Genomic DNA, 17,124 nt, shown 5'->3' on the forward strand with positions numbered 1-17,124 from the left:
TGCATGCAGCATGGAATACGTTAATGAGTTGACGCTTTAAAAAAAACACGGCAGGAATAACCATGGTTGCACTATTGGTACGCATTCTTCTGGCGCTCCTGCTTCTTCCTGCTGCTGTTTCAAACACCGCGGCAGTGGAATATAGTGAAAATGATACATCCGCAGATCCCCCCGGGGTTCTGCGCTCCTTGCTTGTTGGTGGTGACCGTGACTACCCGCCCTATGAATTCCTCGACAAAAGCGGCAAGCCCGCCGGATTCAATGTTGACCTGACCCGTGCGGTCGCAGAAACAATGGGTATGCAGGTTGAGTTCCGCCTCGGCGGCTGGTCTTCTGAACTGGCAGCTCTCAAACGGGGAGATCTGGACATGCTTCAGGGGATGACCTCTTCCGAAGATCGTTCCAGGTATTTGGATTTCGTTCCGCATACCATTGTCAACCATGCCATCTTTGCGCGCAGGGACACTCCTCCGGTTTCTTCACTCGATGAGCTTGAGGGAAAAAAAGTTATAGTCCATCGAGCTGGCTACATGAATGAGGTGTTGGCCTCCAAAGGGTTTGCACAGGATCTGATTCTTACAGACACCCCTGCCGACGGGCTGCGTCTGTTGGCCTCTGGCCAGGGCGAATACGCCGTAGTGGCTGTTTTGCCTGGCAATTACATTATCCGGGAAAACAAACTGCACAACCTTTACGTTGTGGTCAGTTCTGTGGCGTCGGTGCGCTATGGGTACGCAGCGCTTAAGGGCAATGAAATGCTCATGTCCCGTCTGAGCGAAGGATTGGCCATCCTGCGTGAAACCGGGCGCTATCAGACGATTCACGACAAATGGCTGGGAGTGCTGGAGACCGGGAAAGTTCGGTGGGAGACAGTGGCCCTGTATGCCGGGGCGATTATTGTGCCCCTGCTGATAGTGCTTGGTGGTGTGGTGCTGTGGACGCATATTCTGCGCAAGCAGGTGGCGCAGCGTACCCGCTCGCTGAGCATGGCGCTTGATGAACTTTCGCGTAACCAGCGCCAACTGGTGCAGGCCGATAAAATGGCGGCATTGGGCATACTTGTGTCTGGTGTTGCCCATGAAATAAATAATCCCAATGGACTGATCCTTCTTAATATTCCAATTCTTCGCAGAGTATTGGCCGATGTGACGCGCATGCTTGATGAACTGCGTGAGCGCGAAGGATCGTTTACACTGGGCGGCATTTCTTATGAGCGCATGCGCAACGAACTGCCCATGATGCTCGACGAAATGCAGGAAGGCGCGTTGCGGATAAAGCGCATTGTTAATGATCTTAAAGATTTCGCACGGCGTGAAGAAGGGGTGGGGAAGTCCCTCATCGACATAAACGATGCCTCGCGCAAGGCCGTGCGCCTTGTTGAATCCACCATCCGCAAGCACACCGACCACTTTTCCGCCAGTTACGAGGACGATTTGCCCTTTGTGTGGGGCAGCTCGCAACGCATAGAGCAGGTTGTGGTCAATCTGGTGCTCAATGCCTGTCAGGCCCTGCCGGACAAGTCGCGGGCGATTGCCATAACCACGCACTACGACCCGGTAAAGGCTGTTGTTGATTTGTGCGTGCGGGATGAGGGAACAGGCATCAATCCTGAACAGCTGCAGCATCTGACGGACCCTTTTTTTACCACCAAGCGTGAAACCGGGGGCACAGGGCTGGGGCTGTCCGTCTCCGCGGGCATTCTGAAAGAACACGGCGGTACGCTGACTTTTGAATCATGCCCGGGGTGCTGGACCAAAGCCTCACTGACAATTCCTGCGGCCAAGGAGAACTGCGACCAATGAACTCTGCCCTTAATCCGGATTTCGGTATTCTCATAGTGGATGACGAGCCCGCATGGTTGCGGGCCCTTTCGCTGACGCTGGAGTCATCGGCAGGCATCACAAATGTCTTTTTGTGTGATGACAGCCGCAAGGCCTTGCCGCTGCTAAGCAAGGGCAATATTGGCCTCGTGATTCTTGACCTGACCATGCCCCATATTTCCGGCGAGGAGATTTTGGCCTCCATTGCCGAGCAGTTTCCTGAAACTGCCTGTATCATCATCAGCGGGGTCAGCCAGCTGGACACTGCCGTGCGCTGCATGAAGCTTGGCGCGTTTGACTACTACATCAAGACCGATGAGGAAGACCGCATTGTGGGCGGCGTGCAGCGCGCCATACGGATGCTAGAACTGCGCAGGGAAAATCTTGAAGTAAAAAGCAGGCTCGTAGCGGGAGGGGCACAGCACCCTGAAGCCTTTGCCTCCATTATCACCCGTTCATGGGCAATGCACGGCGTTTTCGCCTACATTGAAGCTGTCGCCAAAAGCCCCCAGCCCCTGCTTGTGACTGGTGAATCTGGCGTCGGGAAGGAAAACCTGGTTGCGGCGGCCCATGCCATCAGCGGGCGTGACGGTCCATTGGTGGCTGTTAATGTTGCCGGGCTTGATGATGCCGTTTTTGCCGATACGCTTTTTGGGCATGTGCGCGGCGCGTACACCGGAGCGGCTACACCGCGTAAAGGCATGATAGAAGAGGCCGCCGGGGGTACGCTCTTTCTTGACGAAATAGGCGACCTTTCCCTGTCCTCGCAGGTGAAGCTTTTGCGGTTGCTCCAGGAAGGCGAATATTATCCCTTGGGCGCGGATCAGCCTAAACGTCTGCACGCCCGCATCATTGTGGCCACGCACCGTGATTTGGCTGTAGACGAGACAGAGGGACGTTTTCGGCGCGATCTGTACTTTCGCTTGCGCACCCACCATGTGCATATTCCGCCACTGCGCGAACGCGCTGAAGACATCGGCCTTTTGATGCGGCATTTTCTTGCAGAAGCAGCCAGAACCATGGGCAAAACTGCGCCTGACATTCCTTCAGGTCTGGAAGAATATCTGTCGGCATATGCCTTCCCCGGAAATGTACGCGAGCTACGGGCCATGATTTATGATGCAGTAAGCCTCAGCAACGGCCCGGAATTGTCTACCATCGGCATTCAGGCCATTGTCGGATGCAACTCTTCACACTTGGCATCCCTTGAGGCCACAGGTAATCCCTTTGCCGTGTGCGAGCATTTGCCCAGCCTTGCCGAGGCGGACAAGCTGCTGATTTCCGAAGCAATGCTCAGGGCTGGGGGAAATCAGACCATGGCCGCTCGCTTATTGGGCATCTCTCAGCCTGCTCTTTCCAAAAGACTCAAATCATCTCGGGAAGTTGCTGACCAGAGCTGACAATCTGCAGTTTTCTGGCTGCGTGACGTATAACTTTTAGAATGCTCCAATGCAGCTTGTTATAAAAGACACAAGCAAACGGGGCTGCGGGTTCTCTCTTACTGTTCCATCTCCGCCATAACTTACGTTATGGCGGAGATTTTTTTATAGGGGTTGGATGTTTTAAAAAGTATTACATTTAAGATTGTTACAAAAAAATTGGACTATGGCATCAAACATGCTTTTCCACATTATCAATCTTGCGCTGCATATATCGGTAATGCAGGACGCTTTTGCATCATTCGCCCTGCATGATTGGGATGTTACTCGGCCCCGGTGAGCAACAAAAACAATGGAACGGAAAAAAGCATCGGCGAGTTAAGCAGGAATCCTGATTTCCCAAGGTGATTATGCGTACTCGTGCAGCTACCTTTTGCTGATAACCTTTTTGCAACCTTAACGGAGCGCGAAAACAATATGCGAACTATACCAAGACAAATGATAGTGGACACTGTGGCTTCCATGTGCATGGCGGCAGGTCGCTATTTGCCAGATGACGTTCTGGATGCACTGGCAAAGGCCGAAAAGAGCGAATCCCTGGAATCCGCCAGGGGAATTCTGGCGCAACTGGTGGACAATGCGGCCCTCTCCTCCAAAACAGGTTTGCCCCTCTGCCAGGACTGCGGCCTTGGCGTGTTTTTTGTTGAAGCAGGGGAAGACGTGCGTGTGGAGGGCGGCACCCTGCGCGAAGCAATCAACGCAGGCATGGTACAGGGATACAAGGACGGCTTTTTGCGCAAATCCACGTGCGACCCCTTTACCCGTCAGAATGTGGGCGACAACTCCCCTGCCATTATCCATTTTGACCTTGTTCCCGGTGACAAAATCAAGATCACCATGATGGCCAAGGGGGGCGGTTCCGAGAATATGTCGCGCGTCACCATGCTGGCTCCGGCGCAAGGGTGGAAAGGCATTCGCGAATTTGTCATCCGGCGCGTTGCGGAATCTGGTTCCAATCCGTGCCCGCCTATTCTGGTGGGCGTGGGCATTGGTGGAAACTTTGAGCTGGCCGCTATCAACGCCAAAAAGGCTCTCATGCGAGAAGTGGATGATGTTCACCCTGATCCCAAGGTCGCCGGAATGGAAGCCGATTTGCTGCAATCCATAAACCGCCTGGGCATCGGCCCCATGGGGCTTGGCGGCGATACCACCTGCCTTGGGGTCAAAATATCTGTCGTTCCCTGTCATCTGGCCAGCCTGCCTCTTGCCGTAAACATTCAGTGCCACAGCTCTCGCCACAAGGAGGTTACGCTCTAATGTCCGAACATTATTTGACCACTCCGCTTTCTGATGAAGCAGTGGAACAGTTGCGTATTGGCGATACCGTGTATTTGACAGGCGTCATCTATACGGGGCGCGATGCCGCTCACAAGCGCCTTGTGGAAGCTCTGGACGCAGGGCACCCCCTGCCCTTCGACCCCAAGGGCGCAGTTATCTATTATGTTGGGCCGTCTCCTGCCATTCCCGGCTACGCCATCGGCGCAGCAGGGCCGACCACCAGCTACCGCATGGATTCCTATGCGCCGCGCCTGATGGAACAGGGCCTCAAGGGAATGATAGGCAAGGGTATGCGCTCGGCCGACGTGAAAAAATCCATGGTCGAGCACAAGGCCGTGTATCTGGGCGCAACGGGCGGAGCGGGCGCGCTGCTGAGTGTGCGCATCAAGGAAGCCAGGGTTATCGCCTATGATGATCTGGGGCCTGAAGCCATTCGTGAACTTGTGGTGGAAAATTTCCCGGTTATTGTCATAAATGACTGTCGCGGAGGCGACCAGTACGCAGTTCCAAAACTGGAAGAGGCGCTGGGACAAGCGTAAAAAGACGTTGCAGTAACGCTGCTACATGCCGGAGATTTTTTTGCGGCATCGATGGATTTGTCTGTCGATGCCGCGCCAGCGGCCCACTAACACCAATGCAGACCTTTGACCTGCCTGTTGAGATAAAAAGGCTTGTACCGAGGCCAAGGTGAAACCATTTTGGTTTCAGGCCATCCCGCATCTGGCTGCCGCCATTTTCTAGCCCAGGGGTAAGAACCTCTTTGCCATCCAGCACGCCCTGCGACACGAAAAACAGACAACCACGGGCAAATATCTGCACATCCTTGGAGCATTCGCGGAAGTTTCGGATGTGCCTTGAGCGCATTGGCAAGCCGTGGGCCTGACGCCCTCCCCTTCTACCCTTCCGCGCTTTTACGGAAAAAGTAACCTGCACACGTTAAGCCACTTTTTGTTCTGCATGCCCTGTTGACCCACAGGAAACCTGCCCGAACGATTTTTAAAGTCCCATGCTGTTTTTGGCTAGCGGGCTCAATATCTAAACAGCGATAGCACGGGGACTGTCGCCGACATAAAGCACAAGTTTTTGCGGCATAGACCAACACCTTTGTCAGGCGGCTTCACATAAGCCGCAGTGCTTGTGGCCCCTTGTCACCACTCTAAATCCCACATGCATTGAAGCAAGCCCGCAGACGCACAGCCTGGCGGGCTTGCTATTCTTGTGCATTCATAACAATAAAAACAAATTATAACAGTTGTTTGAGATACATTTTAAATCTAGGCCAGCCCTCATTACAGCAAACAGCCGATAATCGAACCGCATTTCCACACATAAATATTCGGGTATAAATTTTTATTTGCACTAGTTATTAATAAGTTTCATATACCTATAATAAACCGAGCAATCAACTAATATTTACATATCGTTGCACCTATTATCGATTATTAGTATACACCCGCGATGCAAAAAATAGCTGTATGCCTCACGGTGATTCTGTTGTTTATGCAGAATGCTTATGCCGCCGCGCCCATGCCGTCTTTTTCTCCTGATCGAGCTACAGAGTTACACGATCAGCGTCTGCGAGAGCTGGAAGATAACCAGCGCCGCAGGATGCTTCTTACCCCGCCCACAGAGCAGCCAGAGCCAATCCAGCCTCCAGCGCTTAAGGAAACTGGCCCCTGCGTACCCATCAAGACAATCAGTGTGGAAGGGGCCACCCTGCTCTCCTCGCGCCAGGTGCGGGCAATCACGCAGGCGCACGAGGGGCAATGCCTTACGCTGGGCGGCATCAATACGGTGCTGCAAGAGCTCACCAACGCCTATGTCCAGAAAGGCTATGTGGGTTCCCGGGCGGTGCTTGAGCCGCAGGATCTTTCACTTGGGGTGCTACACATCCGTGTTATTGAGGGTCGGGTGGAATCTATTGAAATGTCGCCCGGTTCCACCATGAACGCCCGCCAGCTCAAAACAATCTTCCCATTTGTCAAAGGCTCTGTTCTCCAGTTGAGGGATATTGAGCAGGGTCTGGATCAGCTCAACCGCCTGCCTTCCAACCGGGCCACCATGTCCATAGCGCCGGGTTCGCAGGTAGGCGAAAGCAAGGTGGTTATTGATAACGTGCAGGAACGCACGTGGCGGCCCAGTGTCGGCTTCGACAATCTGGGGCAGGACACGACAGGCCGTGCGGAATACACCCTGGGATTGGAAAAAGACAACTTCATTGGCTGCAACGACCAGTTTTCGTTCTATTACACAGGTTCCATGCCCCAAGTTTTCGGCCAGTTCAAAAATGACTGGGAAGGCGCGAGCGAGAGCTTCACCGGGCTGTTTTCAATCCCGTTTGGCTATTGGATTCTCAGCGGCAGCGCCAGCCGCTTCAATTACACCACGCAGATATACGGATTGAATCAGGCCTACACCAGCAGCGGCACCACCTCTGCCATGCGCCTCGCACTGGACAGGGTTATCTGGCGGGACGGCAACGGCAAGCTCTCTCTGGGCACGTTTATTCAATACAGAGACGTGGAAAACCGCTTTGAAGACGTGCGTCTTTTGGCCAGCAGCTATCGGCTTACCACCACAGGGCTTGCGGCCAGTTATGTGCGCCGCATACTTGGCGGCGTGCTGACCCTCCAGGCGGAGCAGATCTGGGGCGTTCCCAATATGTCATGGAGTGTTCCCGGCCCGGAAACCTCCACCACTCCCCACACGCGGTTCAGCAAAACCACTGGCACGGTCGGCTGGCAGCGGCCATTCGAGATCGGCCAGCAGCAATGGTCGTGGAATCTTACGGCCTTTGGTCAAACCAGCGAGCAAACCCTGTACGGCGCGGAGCGCCTGTATGTGGGCAGCCCCTACACTGTGCGCGGATTTCGCGAAACACCCGTGGGCGGTGATTGCGGGGGCTATATGCGCAACGAACTGGCCTGGACTGTTCCGGCAAAGATTCTGGAACCTGTGAAAGCCTCACCGCTTGGGCCAGTGCAACTCTACGCGGCCTACGACTACGGGGGCATAAGCCGTGATGGCAAAGACCCCTACGAATGGGGCGAGCTGACAGGCATGAGCATCGGCGTGCGCACCAGCGGCAAGCTTTCGGTGCAGGCATCGTGGTCAAAACCGCTGACAGCGCCGGATTACGTGCAGGATAAGGGCGATGTTTGGTCAGTAAGCGTGCGTTACACCTTTTAACGCCAGCACTGGCAGATGCCGCAGCCACCTGATGCCTGCGGTACGAAGCAGAGCAACCGTTTGGAATAGCTCAGGCTCAATTTGCCTGATATTTACACTCAGGGAATCATCATGGAATACCGTACACCAATACACTCCGTGGCATTGTGCGCCATACTTTCGGCGCAACTGATTCTTTCCCCCATTTTTGCCGCATCCGCATTTGCTGCGGGCGGGGTAACCCCCGACCCCAACGCGCCCGGCAGCAAGCGCCCATCCATGGATGTTTCGGCCAACGGTGTTCCGCTCGTCAATATTACCGCGCCCAACAGCTCGGGGCTTTCGCACAACCAGTATTCAGACTTCAATGTGCACCAGCAGGGCTTGATTCTCAACAACAGCTATCGGACTGTTAATACGCAGATTGGCGGCATCATTACGGGCAATCCCAATTTCCACGGCGATTCTTCCCGCGAGGCCAGCACCATTCTCAACGAGGTGACAAGCGCCAACCGTTCGCGTATCGAGGGCTACATTGAAGTGGGCGGCCGCCCTGCGGATGTTATTCTGGCAAACCCCAACGGCATCACGGTTAACGGCGGCGGCTTCATCAATGTGCCGCGCGCAACGCTGAGCACCGGCGTGCCGCAGGTAAACCCCGCCGGGGCGCTGACCGGGCACGAAGTGCAGCGCGGCGATATCAGCATTGAAGGCGCTGGCATAAATGCGGACAATACCGATGCCTTTACCCTGCTGGCCCGCACCGCCTCCGTTGAGGCCCAGGTTCGCGGCAAAAACGTCACGGTAGTGGCTGGCAGAAACAACATTGCCACCGATGGCACGGTTACGCCGCTGGCGGATGATCCTGCCAATCCCAAGCCGCAGGTTGCCATTGACTCCTCTGCCCTTGGCGGCATGTACGCCAACCGCATAACCCTTGTCGCCACAGAAAAAGGCGTTGGCGTCAACCTTGAGGGCACGGTGCAGAGCGCAGACCAGATGGTTATTACCGCCGATGGCAAGCTGCGCCTGCGCGAAGCCTCGTCGGGCGGTGATGCCATGCTTGCAAGCAATACGGAAATCCGTGTGGACGAAAGCGCGGCGGCGGCAAAAAGCCTCGGAGTCTCCGCGCCAAGTGTTTCCACCCCCGGCGTACTGGCTGCTGGCGAAAATCTATCCATACAGGCAAACGCTCTGGCTCTGGAACCAGGGGCGAGGGTTGTTTCAGGCGTGGATTCTTCCGGCGGGCTTACGCAGCATGGCAAAACAACCATTGTTGCCGACACGCTGGAGGCCAATCAGGCAAAGGTGCTTTCTGGCGGCAGCGTGGGCATTGCGGTTAACAATACAGCCAATGTGCGATCTTCAACCATATCCGTTCAGGATGCCCTGCTTTTGACTGGCGGAACCTACCTTTTGTCAGACAGTCTGGTGCAGGGGCAGAACCTTGGCCTGGACGTGCGCCAGTTGACCGTTGCCGGAAAATCCACCGTAGAAGCGTACACCAATCTGGCTGTGAAAGCCGCGTTGATGGAAGTGCAGGACAGCGTGTTGCGCGCTGCTGCGGATGCCCAATTTCAGGCAGGCAGCGCCACGGTGGACGCCACAGGCAGCATTGCCGCAGCGAATGACCTGATCGTTACCTCTGACGACATGATCTTGCGAGGCGGATTTGTTTCCGCCGGGCAGGATGTTGCAATCTCGTCAACAACCCTGAGCAACATTGGCGGCGTGATCTATGCCGCAAGAGATCAGCAACTGGCCACGGCAGGTCTGCTGCTCAACGATGGCGGCGAAATATACGCCGGGCGCAATATTGCCATCACATACATGGGCAATACGCGTTCCAACGTAGTGCGCAATATTTCAGGCACAATATCAGCCGGGGATACGTTAAGCATAAATGCCGCTACAGTAGAAAACAAGAAACGAGAATTTGAAATTGCCTCGCGGGGAAATCACGTTTCCTCATATTCCTGGCATGAATGCAACGCGGCACTTCTTGGGCACGGCTGCGACAGAAGGCAACTGTGGTATTACGTCAACGAATATAACGACTACATTCTCAAGGATTCACCTTCAAGCCAGATGCTGGCGGGTGGGGACATCATAATTGGCGCTGATTTTCTTAACAACGAATACAGCACCATTGCGGCGGGTAAGAATCTTTCCGCTACGGCGGGCAATGCCGTAAACAAGGACGGCGTGCTGCAACACACCAAGACTACCCGTGAAACCATGAAGGGCTGGGATTCAGACGATGACTTTACCGGCGAGTACTTTCGCTCGTACAAGGAAGAGTTCACCGAAATAGGGCGCTCGCCTGCGGTGTTTTCCGCCAATTCAGGCCTGTACATGAACGTTTCTGGCACGTTTAGCAATTTGAGCCAGCGACAAGGCATTTCCCAGCCCAACAGCAATTCTGCCAGCAAGGGGTATCCATTTTCCGGCAGCCCCATGTTCCACGCCGTAGACTCGCCTGGCCACCATTATCTGATAGTAACCGACCCCCGGTTCACCAATCTGGGCAATTTTTATGGTTCGGATTACTTTCTCAGCCGCGTTGGGCTGGATCAGAAGCGCCAGCAGGTGGTTTTGCTGGGCGATGCATTCTATGAAACACGCCTTGTGCAGCAACAGATTCTTGAAAGCACGGGCAGGCGTTTTCTTGGCGGCTACAGCACCGATGCGGATCAGATGCGCGGGCTCATGGACGCGGCGGTTGCCCAGCAGAAGGATCTGAACCTGACGGCTGGCGTGGCCCTCACAGCGGCGCAGGCAGCAGCCCTTACGCAAGATATGGTCTGGCTGGTGGAGGAGGAATACATGGGGCAAAAGGTGCTTGTGCCCCATGTGTATCTGGCATCGGCCACCAGGGAGGATATCACCGCCGGGGGCGGCGTTCAGGCCAAAAATGTGTACATCAACGCGGGCAAGGGAGTGCTGAACGAAGGGATCATAAGCGGCGGCAGCGTCAACATCGCCTCTGTCGATATCAGCAATACTGGCGGCCTGCTGCGCGGCGGCGACCTGAATCTTACGGCGCTGAACAACATCAGCAACAGCAGCGGCTTTATGCAGGGCACCAACATTGCCATGCAGGCCGGCAACAACATAACCTCACAAACCCTTACCACCAGAGATCCCGGCAATGCAGCCAACATCCATGTGCTGGCGCAGGCGGGCATTGAGGCCAAAAACAGCGTAACCGCCGTGGCTGGCAACGATGTTTCCATCACGGGCAGCACCCTGAATGCTGGCGGCGACATTGCCTTGCAGGCCGGACGAAATATGACCGTTGGCACGGTTACGGAAGAATTCCATCTGGGCGACGGCGTCCACAGCCGTGAAGACCGGGTAACGCACACCGGCTCAGCCGTGGCCGCAGGCGGCAACCTCACCATGACCGCCGCCAATGACATGACCGTGGCAGGTTCGCAGGTAGTTGCCGGGGGCAATGCCGTGCTGGCGGCTGGCAAGAGCCTCTCTGTCGTCTCGGTGCAGGATACCTTCAGTTCGTTTGTCAAAACCAAATCCGGCAACGGCGGATTGTTCTCCTCCAGCTCCAAAAAAACGGTCACGCAGGATTACCACACCAACAAGGCTTCCACAGTCGGCGCGGGCGGCAACCTTACCCTTGCGGCGGGCGTAACCGGGCTTGGGCATGCCACGGTTGTGGGCTCCAACCTTGTCAGCGCGCAAGACCTCTCGGTGCTGGCCTCTGGCAATATCAACGTGGTCTCCGGGCAAAACAGCTCTTATTTTGCCTCCACCAAGTCCACCACGGGCGCATTGGGTCTCAGCTCATCTTCCAAGGCCAGCGGCAGTTCTTCTGTCACGCAGGTGGCGTCAAACCTTCTGGGGCAAAATATTACCCTTGATGCTGGCAAAAGCGTGGGCATTGCGGCCTCCAACTTCATCGCCCAGCAAAACCTCAGCCTCACAGCGCGCAATGGCGATGTAAGCGTGCTCGACGCCGCCAATCAGTCGGCTTCATGGTCGTACAAAAAGCAGAGCGGCTTCGGCCTGGGCGGGGGCGACACCTTCAGCAGCTTTTTTGGCACTGAGGGCAAGCGGGAGCAAAACGCGCGGGGTACCAGCGTGGGCTCAAATCTCACGGCCGGGCAGGACATAACTGTTGCCTCCTCGCGCGATACATCCGTTGTTGGCTCCAGCCTCTCGGCAGGCAACAACGTTACCATCAACGCGGGCCGCGACGCCAATATTCTGGGCGGCACCAACACCAGTTCGTCCAGCAAGGAGAAATTTTCATCGGGATTCGGCGTGGAGGGCATTCTTGGTCTGGACAAAACCAGCTTCTTCCTTGGCTACCAGCAGACGGGCAAGGGCGAAGACCGCGACAAGACAACAAACACGGCAAGCCAGATTGCGGCCAAAAACACCCTCACCGTAAAAGCGGGCCAAAACGTCAACATGTCCGGCTCAAAACTGGTCGCAAACCAGGATTTGAACATGGCCGCTGGCAAGGATATCAATATCTTGCAGGCTACGGAAACCGAAAGCGTAAGCAATTACGAAAAAAGGCTGCGCGCCGGGCTTAGCCTGACCCTGTCGCAAACTGTCACCACCACTGCCAAAAACGCCTATGCGGCGGGCAAACAGGCCGTGAGCAATGCGGAGGAAGCAAACGTAATCGGCGCGGGCCAGCAGGCATATGAGGCCTACAACACCGCGCAAGCCATCACCGACCCCAAGGGCGAGGCCAGTTTGACCGTGGGCGTTAGCTCATCGTGGAAGAGCAGCGAGAGCTATTCTTCCACGGCAGTGCGGTCAGAGCTGCGCGCCGGGCGCGACATGTCGCTGGCCGCCAATCGCGATGTGAGCATGCAGGGTACGCAGGCGCAAGCCGATAGAGATCTGACCATAGCCGCAGGGCGGGACATCAAAATTACCGCCGCGCAATCCTCGCAAAGCTACTCCAGCGATTCGGGCAAAATTGACGCCAGCGCGGGCATTGCGGCGACGGCAAGCAAGGGCGGCTACTCTCTGGGCATAAAGGGTTCATTGGCTCTTGGCGGTGAGGTAACTGACGGAACCTCCCATACCAACAAGAATGCCAAGCTGGTCGCCGGGGAAAAGCTGATCACTGTTTCCGGGCAGGATACCAGCGTGGCTGGCGGCAACCTGACAGGCAAGGATGTTGACATGCATGTGGGCCGCAACCTGAACGTTTCCAGCGTGCAGGATTCCAGCTCGTTCAACCGCAACAGCTTCAACGTGGGCGCTGAGGCAACCGTGGGCTATGGGGCAAATGTCCAAGTGAAACAGGGTGCAAGCCTCGGCTTTGAATACAACACTGGCCGTAGCCGCACCGTTGGCGAGCAGACCTCCATCTTGGGCAGCAACAGCGTAAACATCTATACGGAAAACAATACCCATGTGGCCGGGGCCATCATTGCCGCCCTCAACGACAACCTCAAGCTCAACACAGGCTCGCTGAGTTACGAAAATATCGTGGGTAAAACGACACAAACCAGCGTCAGCGCGGGCATCAACTGGGCGCGGTCCTTTACGCCGGAAAAAGAGGGGGGGCAAGGTTCTGCTACAGATAAAGGTGACGCCAGCCAAAAAGGACAAGCTAATAAACTCGATCCAGTAAACCCGCCTGAGAAGTCAGGCACCCCCAAGGAAGATGAAAACGCCCCCAAACTCTATGAAGGTGCGAGTCCGTGGATGACAACCTTGGTCAACAACCAAAAAGACTGGAAGGATGCTTGGAAAGGCTTCAAAGAGAAGACCCTTCACAATGCTTCACCGGGTGCATTTTCCTATAGCCATCGGGAAACTACCCAAACGGCCTATGCCACTATCGGCAAGGGGGATATCACTGTGCGCAATAATCCCGGCCAGTCACTGGACGGCCTGAACCGTGACCCCAATAATGCCATGCGTACAGAAACCACTTCGGATTGGGATATAACTTTGAAACCAGATTTCAGCTATGTGGACAAAGCCCTTGATCCCAACCTGTCCACCAACATACTCAATTCGCTGCATGAAGTAGCGACTAACCCGAGCGGTTTTTTTCAGCGGATATTCTCGGGTTTGACAGGTGGCGATAAAAAGAAGGACGAAGCCAAAGGCAACGGTGGGGCTGATAGCAACGCGCCAGAAAACAATAACTCTAAAGCTGCGGAACAAGCATGGCGGGATCTTCGTAGTGATCCCTTGGGTTTTCTCCTAAATGGATTTAGGGAGATGCTTTCCTCCCCCTCCCCATCAACCAACAAAAAGTGATGCACCAGAGTGCATGCTGCCTACTGTCTCAACAATAAAAAGTGAGAACTTCCATGCACAAAAATATTGCACTCCTCTGCCTGTTCGCTCTGCTCTGCGCCTGCGGCCCTCTACCAGACAGAAGTCAAAGCGGTCTGTTTGGCCGATATCCTGAAAATTTTGTTGACACTGATGGATTTACACTCTGGATGCCAAAACATATGAATGCCCGCCAAGGCATGTACGCATTTGTAGTGCAGAAATATATCAACTACTGTGTTAACGGCGACTATAATGGAGGAAAGTTTCATTCAGATGAAGTGTATAAAGAACTCCCTGACGGTGGACGTGTTTATGCATACTACTACTACTACAATCAAGATGAATCTATTGGCGTCGATGCTCCTGCGTTCAATCTGTCACCAATGCATATCAATGTTGATTATTATGCTGTAATGAACTTTATAGTTAATAAGGACGGCATAATCACAAATTGCAAATATATGAGATTTCAATAAAAAATTCCCCGGCAATTGCCAGCGCTTGCCTATAGAAACGAATAGCAGCAGTGCAATTTAAGCTAGCGTGCTATGCCTCAATTTTTTGCTGAACTGACTGAGGCTCAACGGATGTGTGCGCATGGGGTGGGCGCAATGCACATTGGCAGGCAGCAACGAAGATTCGCAAAAGCTCCAGTCCCCCGACCTTAGTTTTACCATTACCGATGCTTATTCGGCAGCGCATCAAGGCGCGTCCTCATGTCATGAACAAAAGACTTCAACACCCAGTTAAAATGATCTTTTTTTACGATAGCGGTGTTCATTCCAAGCCCCTTGTGCAACTTCAATTCATCCGAGGCTGGTGGAATACTATCTAGATACTTTTTCCAATTAGACAAAAGACGTTCCATCTCGGCACGTTGTTTTAAGCTTATATTCATTGATGCTTCTCCATTCCTCTTTCTAGCCTGGGATACCCCACTAAGAAGGAGGTTTTTGACCCGTGTAACCCAAGTAAAAAATAATGAAATAGACTAAATTGTGAAGTGCTGGACATTTTTACAAACATGGACGAATACGATTCATTAGTGGGAGGTAAGCGAACTTTTGTTGCCGGGCATATTCTGGAGTTCTTCCTGGTGAACGTCTTCAAATTGTTCATACATTGAAAGAACGCTGTAAACATAGTCTTGTCCTTCTTTCGTTTCATCCCACCATGCAAACCCCCTATTTTTTAAAATCTTTACTATCTGCGAGACAAAGCTGTTACTTCCCCTAGTCTTGTACGATTCCCCGTCGTCAATATCAATTTTCATTGTTTTTCCATCACCTGATGGAAAAATTGTCATACTGTGCCCATCTTCAAGGATGAATGTCTTTTTGCCGACACTCTTGAGTGCCACGTCTGCCAACTTAAATAGATAATTCATAAATTCTCCTACCTGTATTTAGACTATTTATACATTACCATGACAAAAAAATACTGTCTTCATAATTTATAATAAATATAATTCTTATGTGTAATTAATTTCGCCCGTCAGCCGCACTAAAGCGATTATTAGTGTTCATCACAAATAATATACATATATAAATTAGAACATATCGGCCAAACCCCCTTGTTTTTGATCTTGCATTCCTCTGGCGCTAAGCAGCAAAAGCCCCGGCCATTGGAGTGGCCGGGGCTTTTCTTTGGTGCGGCAGATATGTGCATATTTCTGCGGGAGGGGTAGACGGTCACGCCGGCCAGCTTCAACACGTAAAGCGCATAAAAGCCTTCCGCAATGACTCACATGACTTAGACCCGTGAATAAATTGCGACATCTTCTCTAAACTCTGTAATCATTTCTTCCGTCAAAGACGGTCTGAAAGAAGCAATTTTTTCAGCAATCATCTCTGTGGTCACAGGCGTGTTTGCCCCTCTTTCGCATTCTTCTTCAAAGGCATACTGGGCAACAATTTGGAATAGATACTCAATATCTGCGGGGGTAAATTTGGGTGTCAAGCTTACAATATGGTCAACATCAACAGCTCCACAGTTCATCTTTGCCAAATAGTATTCCAGAATTGTTTTTCTTCCATCGTCATCCAGAGTTCCTACCGGGATGATGCAATCAAAGCGCCCCGGCCGTAGCAGCGCAGCATCCAGTTGACGGATGTAATTTGTTGCGCATACGAGCAGAACCTTGTTTGGTTGGCTCTTTATCAGTGGCACCTGTTTGAGAAATTCGTTGGTAATGGATCTGTCGATTCGATTTGCGCTATCCCGGCTGCCTGCGAATTCCTCAAATTCGTCAATGAAAAGAATAATTTCATCCAAACTTCGCGCTTTTTCCATTATTGCCCGCAGATGTGCCCCAATTTTGTCTACACCGTCGACCATAAGCATGCTTGGTGCGATTTCTATGAACCACCACGCCAGTCTCCCGGCCATTGCCTTGACAAAATGGGTCTTGCCCGTACCGGGAGGGCCAAAAAAAATGATAGTTTTAGGCGGAATGACGCCATACTTTTGTGAAAGAGCCCCCTCGACCAAGGGGAGTATAATCCTCTTGTGAATCAGTTGCTTGGGGGGTTGTGTGTCGGAGATAGTATCCCAAATATCTCTGCTGATGGTGCGCGCGCCCATCTGCACCAAAAGCTTTTCCTGATTGTGCGTAGAGAGTTCCTCATCCGTCCCTATGTTCTCAAGAAAGTCGGTGCAGGCAATCTTGAAGCCGACATCCCGATTCAGTCTTTCAGACAGAACCCACTTATGTTGCATGATTTTCTGCCAAAGATCCGTCGCTACATCCGCATCGAATTTTGCACCGCTGGCTTCAAAGATTTTGCTGGCGCAAATTTCTGGAGAGGGCGTGTCTAGTATTATTTTATCCAAAATGAACCCCTGGTTGTAATATTGTGTGGGGCAATTGTTTTCGGAATTGGTGAGTAAATTTGCATGTAAAAACGAAAATATTGCCATATAAACATTTTTATAGTGTTTATATTTTAATCTCATAATTACTATTGTCACTATTTATTTCATAAATTATAATTTTACTATCTAAAATAGTAGTGTATTTTATTGCAGATATAAAAATTATCATAGTACATAAAACTATTAAGCGTATCAAATATTTTTTAAATGACATGGTAAATGCCAGCCAATGGGACAAAAATATCGCCACACACCTACATCTACCA

Annotated in this window: 10 protein-coding genes; 7 read left to right on the top strand and 3 right to left on the bottom strand. The window is 52.8% G+C overall.

The window, feature by feature from the left end:
• Positions 1–62 precede the first annotated feature (62 nt).
• The 7 genes from RDK48_RS09470 to RDK48_RS09500 all read left to right on the top strand — a co-directional run bounded on the left by RDK48_RS09470 (position 63) and on the right by RDK48_RS09500 (position 14,460).
• The gene (locus RDK48_RS09470; protein ID WP_298997311.1) at positions 63–1,802 is read left to right on the top strand and encodes a transporter substrate-binding domain-containing protein; all 1,740 of its coding nucleotides are present in this window, start codon (positions 63–65) and stop codon (positions 1,800–1,802) included.
• Positions 1,799–3,220 (top strand): sigma-54 dependent transcriptional regulator, encoded by a 1,422-nt coding sequence (locus RDK48_RS09475; protein WP_298997309.1) that lies wholly within the window; start codon positions 1,799–1,801, stop codon positions 3,218–3,220. Before RDK48_RS09470 ends, RDK48_RS09475 begins: the two co-directional genes overlap by 4 nt.
• Before the next feature lie 456 nt (positions 3,221–3,676).
• Positions 3,677–4,516, top strand: a complete 840-nt coding sequence (locus RDK48_RS09480) for a fumarate hydratase (RefSeq protein ID WP_298997307.1) — start codon at positions 3,677–3,679, stop codon at positions 4,514–4,516.
• Positions 4,516–5,076 (top strand): Fe-S-containing hydro-lyase, encoded by a 561-nt coding sequence (locus RDK48_RS09485; RefSeq protein WP_298997305.1) that lies wholly within the window; start codon positions 4,516–4,518, stop codon positions 5,074–5,076. The genes RDK48_RS09480 and RDK48_RS09485 overlap by 1 nt, the downstream gene beginning before the upstream one ends.
• A gap of 961 nt (positions 5,077–6,037) precedes the next feature.
• Entirely contained in the window at positions 6,038–7,726 is a 1,689-nt protein-coding gene (locus tag RDK48_RS09490) for a ShlB/FhaC/HecB family hemolysin secretion/activation protein (RefSeq protein WP_298997303.1), read from the top strand.
• A gap of 111 nt (positions 7,727–7,837) precedes the next feature.
• The gene (locus tag RDK48_RS09495) at positions 7,838–13,963 is read left to right on the top strand and encodes a hemagglutinin repeat-containing protein (protein ID WP_298997301.1); all 6,126 of its coding nucleotides are present in this window, start codon (positions 7,838–7,840) and stop codon (positions 13,961–13,963) included.
• Between the two features lie 53 nt (positions 13,964–14,016).
• Positions 14,017–14,460: a hypothetical protein gene (locus RDK48_RS09500; protein ID WP_298997299.1), complete on the top strand. Its 444-nt coding sequence runs from the start codon at positions 14,017–14,019 to the stop codon at positions 14,458–14,460.
• Positions 14,461–14,660: 200 nt separating this feature from the next.
• Here the strand turns inward: RDK48_RS09500 and RDK48_RS09505 are convergent, their stop codons facing one another.
• The 3 genes from RDK48_RS09505 to RDK48_RS09515 all read right to left on the bottom strand — a co-directional run bounded on the left by RDK48_RS09505 (position 14,661) and on the right by RDK48_RS09515 (position 16,954).
• Positions 14,661–14,882: a hypothetical protein gene (locus tag RDK48_RS09505; RefSeq protein ID WP_298997297.1), complete on the bottom strand. Its 222-nt coding sequence runs from the start codon at positions 14,880–14,882 to the stop codon at positions 14,661–14,663.
• A 144-nt stretch (positions 14,883–15,026) separates the two neighbouring features.
• Positions 15,027–15,371 carry a hypothetical protein gene (locus RDK48_RS09510; protein WP_298997295.1) on the bottom strand — a complete coding sequence of 115 codons (345 nt, stop codon included), beginning with the start codon at positions 15,369–15,371 and terminating at the stop codon, positions 15,027–15,029.
• Positions 15,372–15,736: 365 nt separating this feature from the next.
• A complete protein-coding gene (locus RDK48_RS09515) occupies positions 15,737–16,954 on the bottom strand; it encodes an ATP-binding protein (RefSeq protein WP_298997293.1) in 1,218 nt (405 codons plus the stop codon).
• Positions 16,955–17,124 lie beyond the last annotated feature (170 nt).

It is taken from the genome of uncultured Desulfovibrio sp. (assembly GCF_902477725.1).
Taxonomy (GTDB): domain Bacteria; phylum Desulfobacterota; class Desulfovibrionia; order Desulfovibrionales; family Desulfovibrionaceae; genus Desulfovibrio.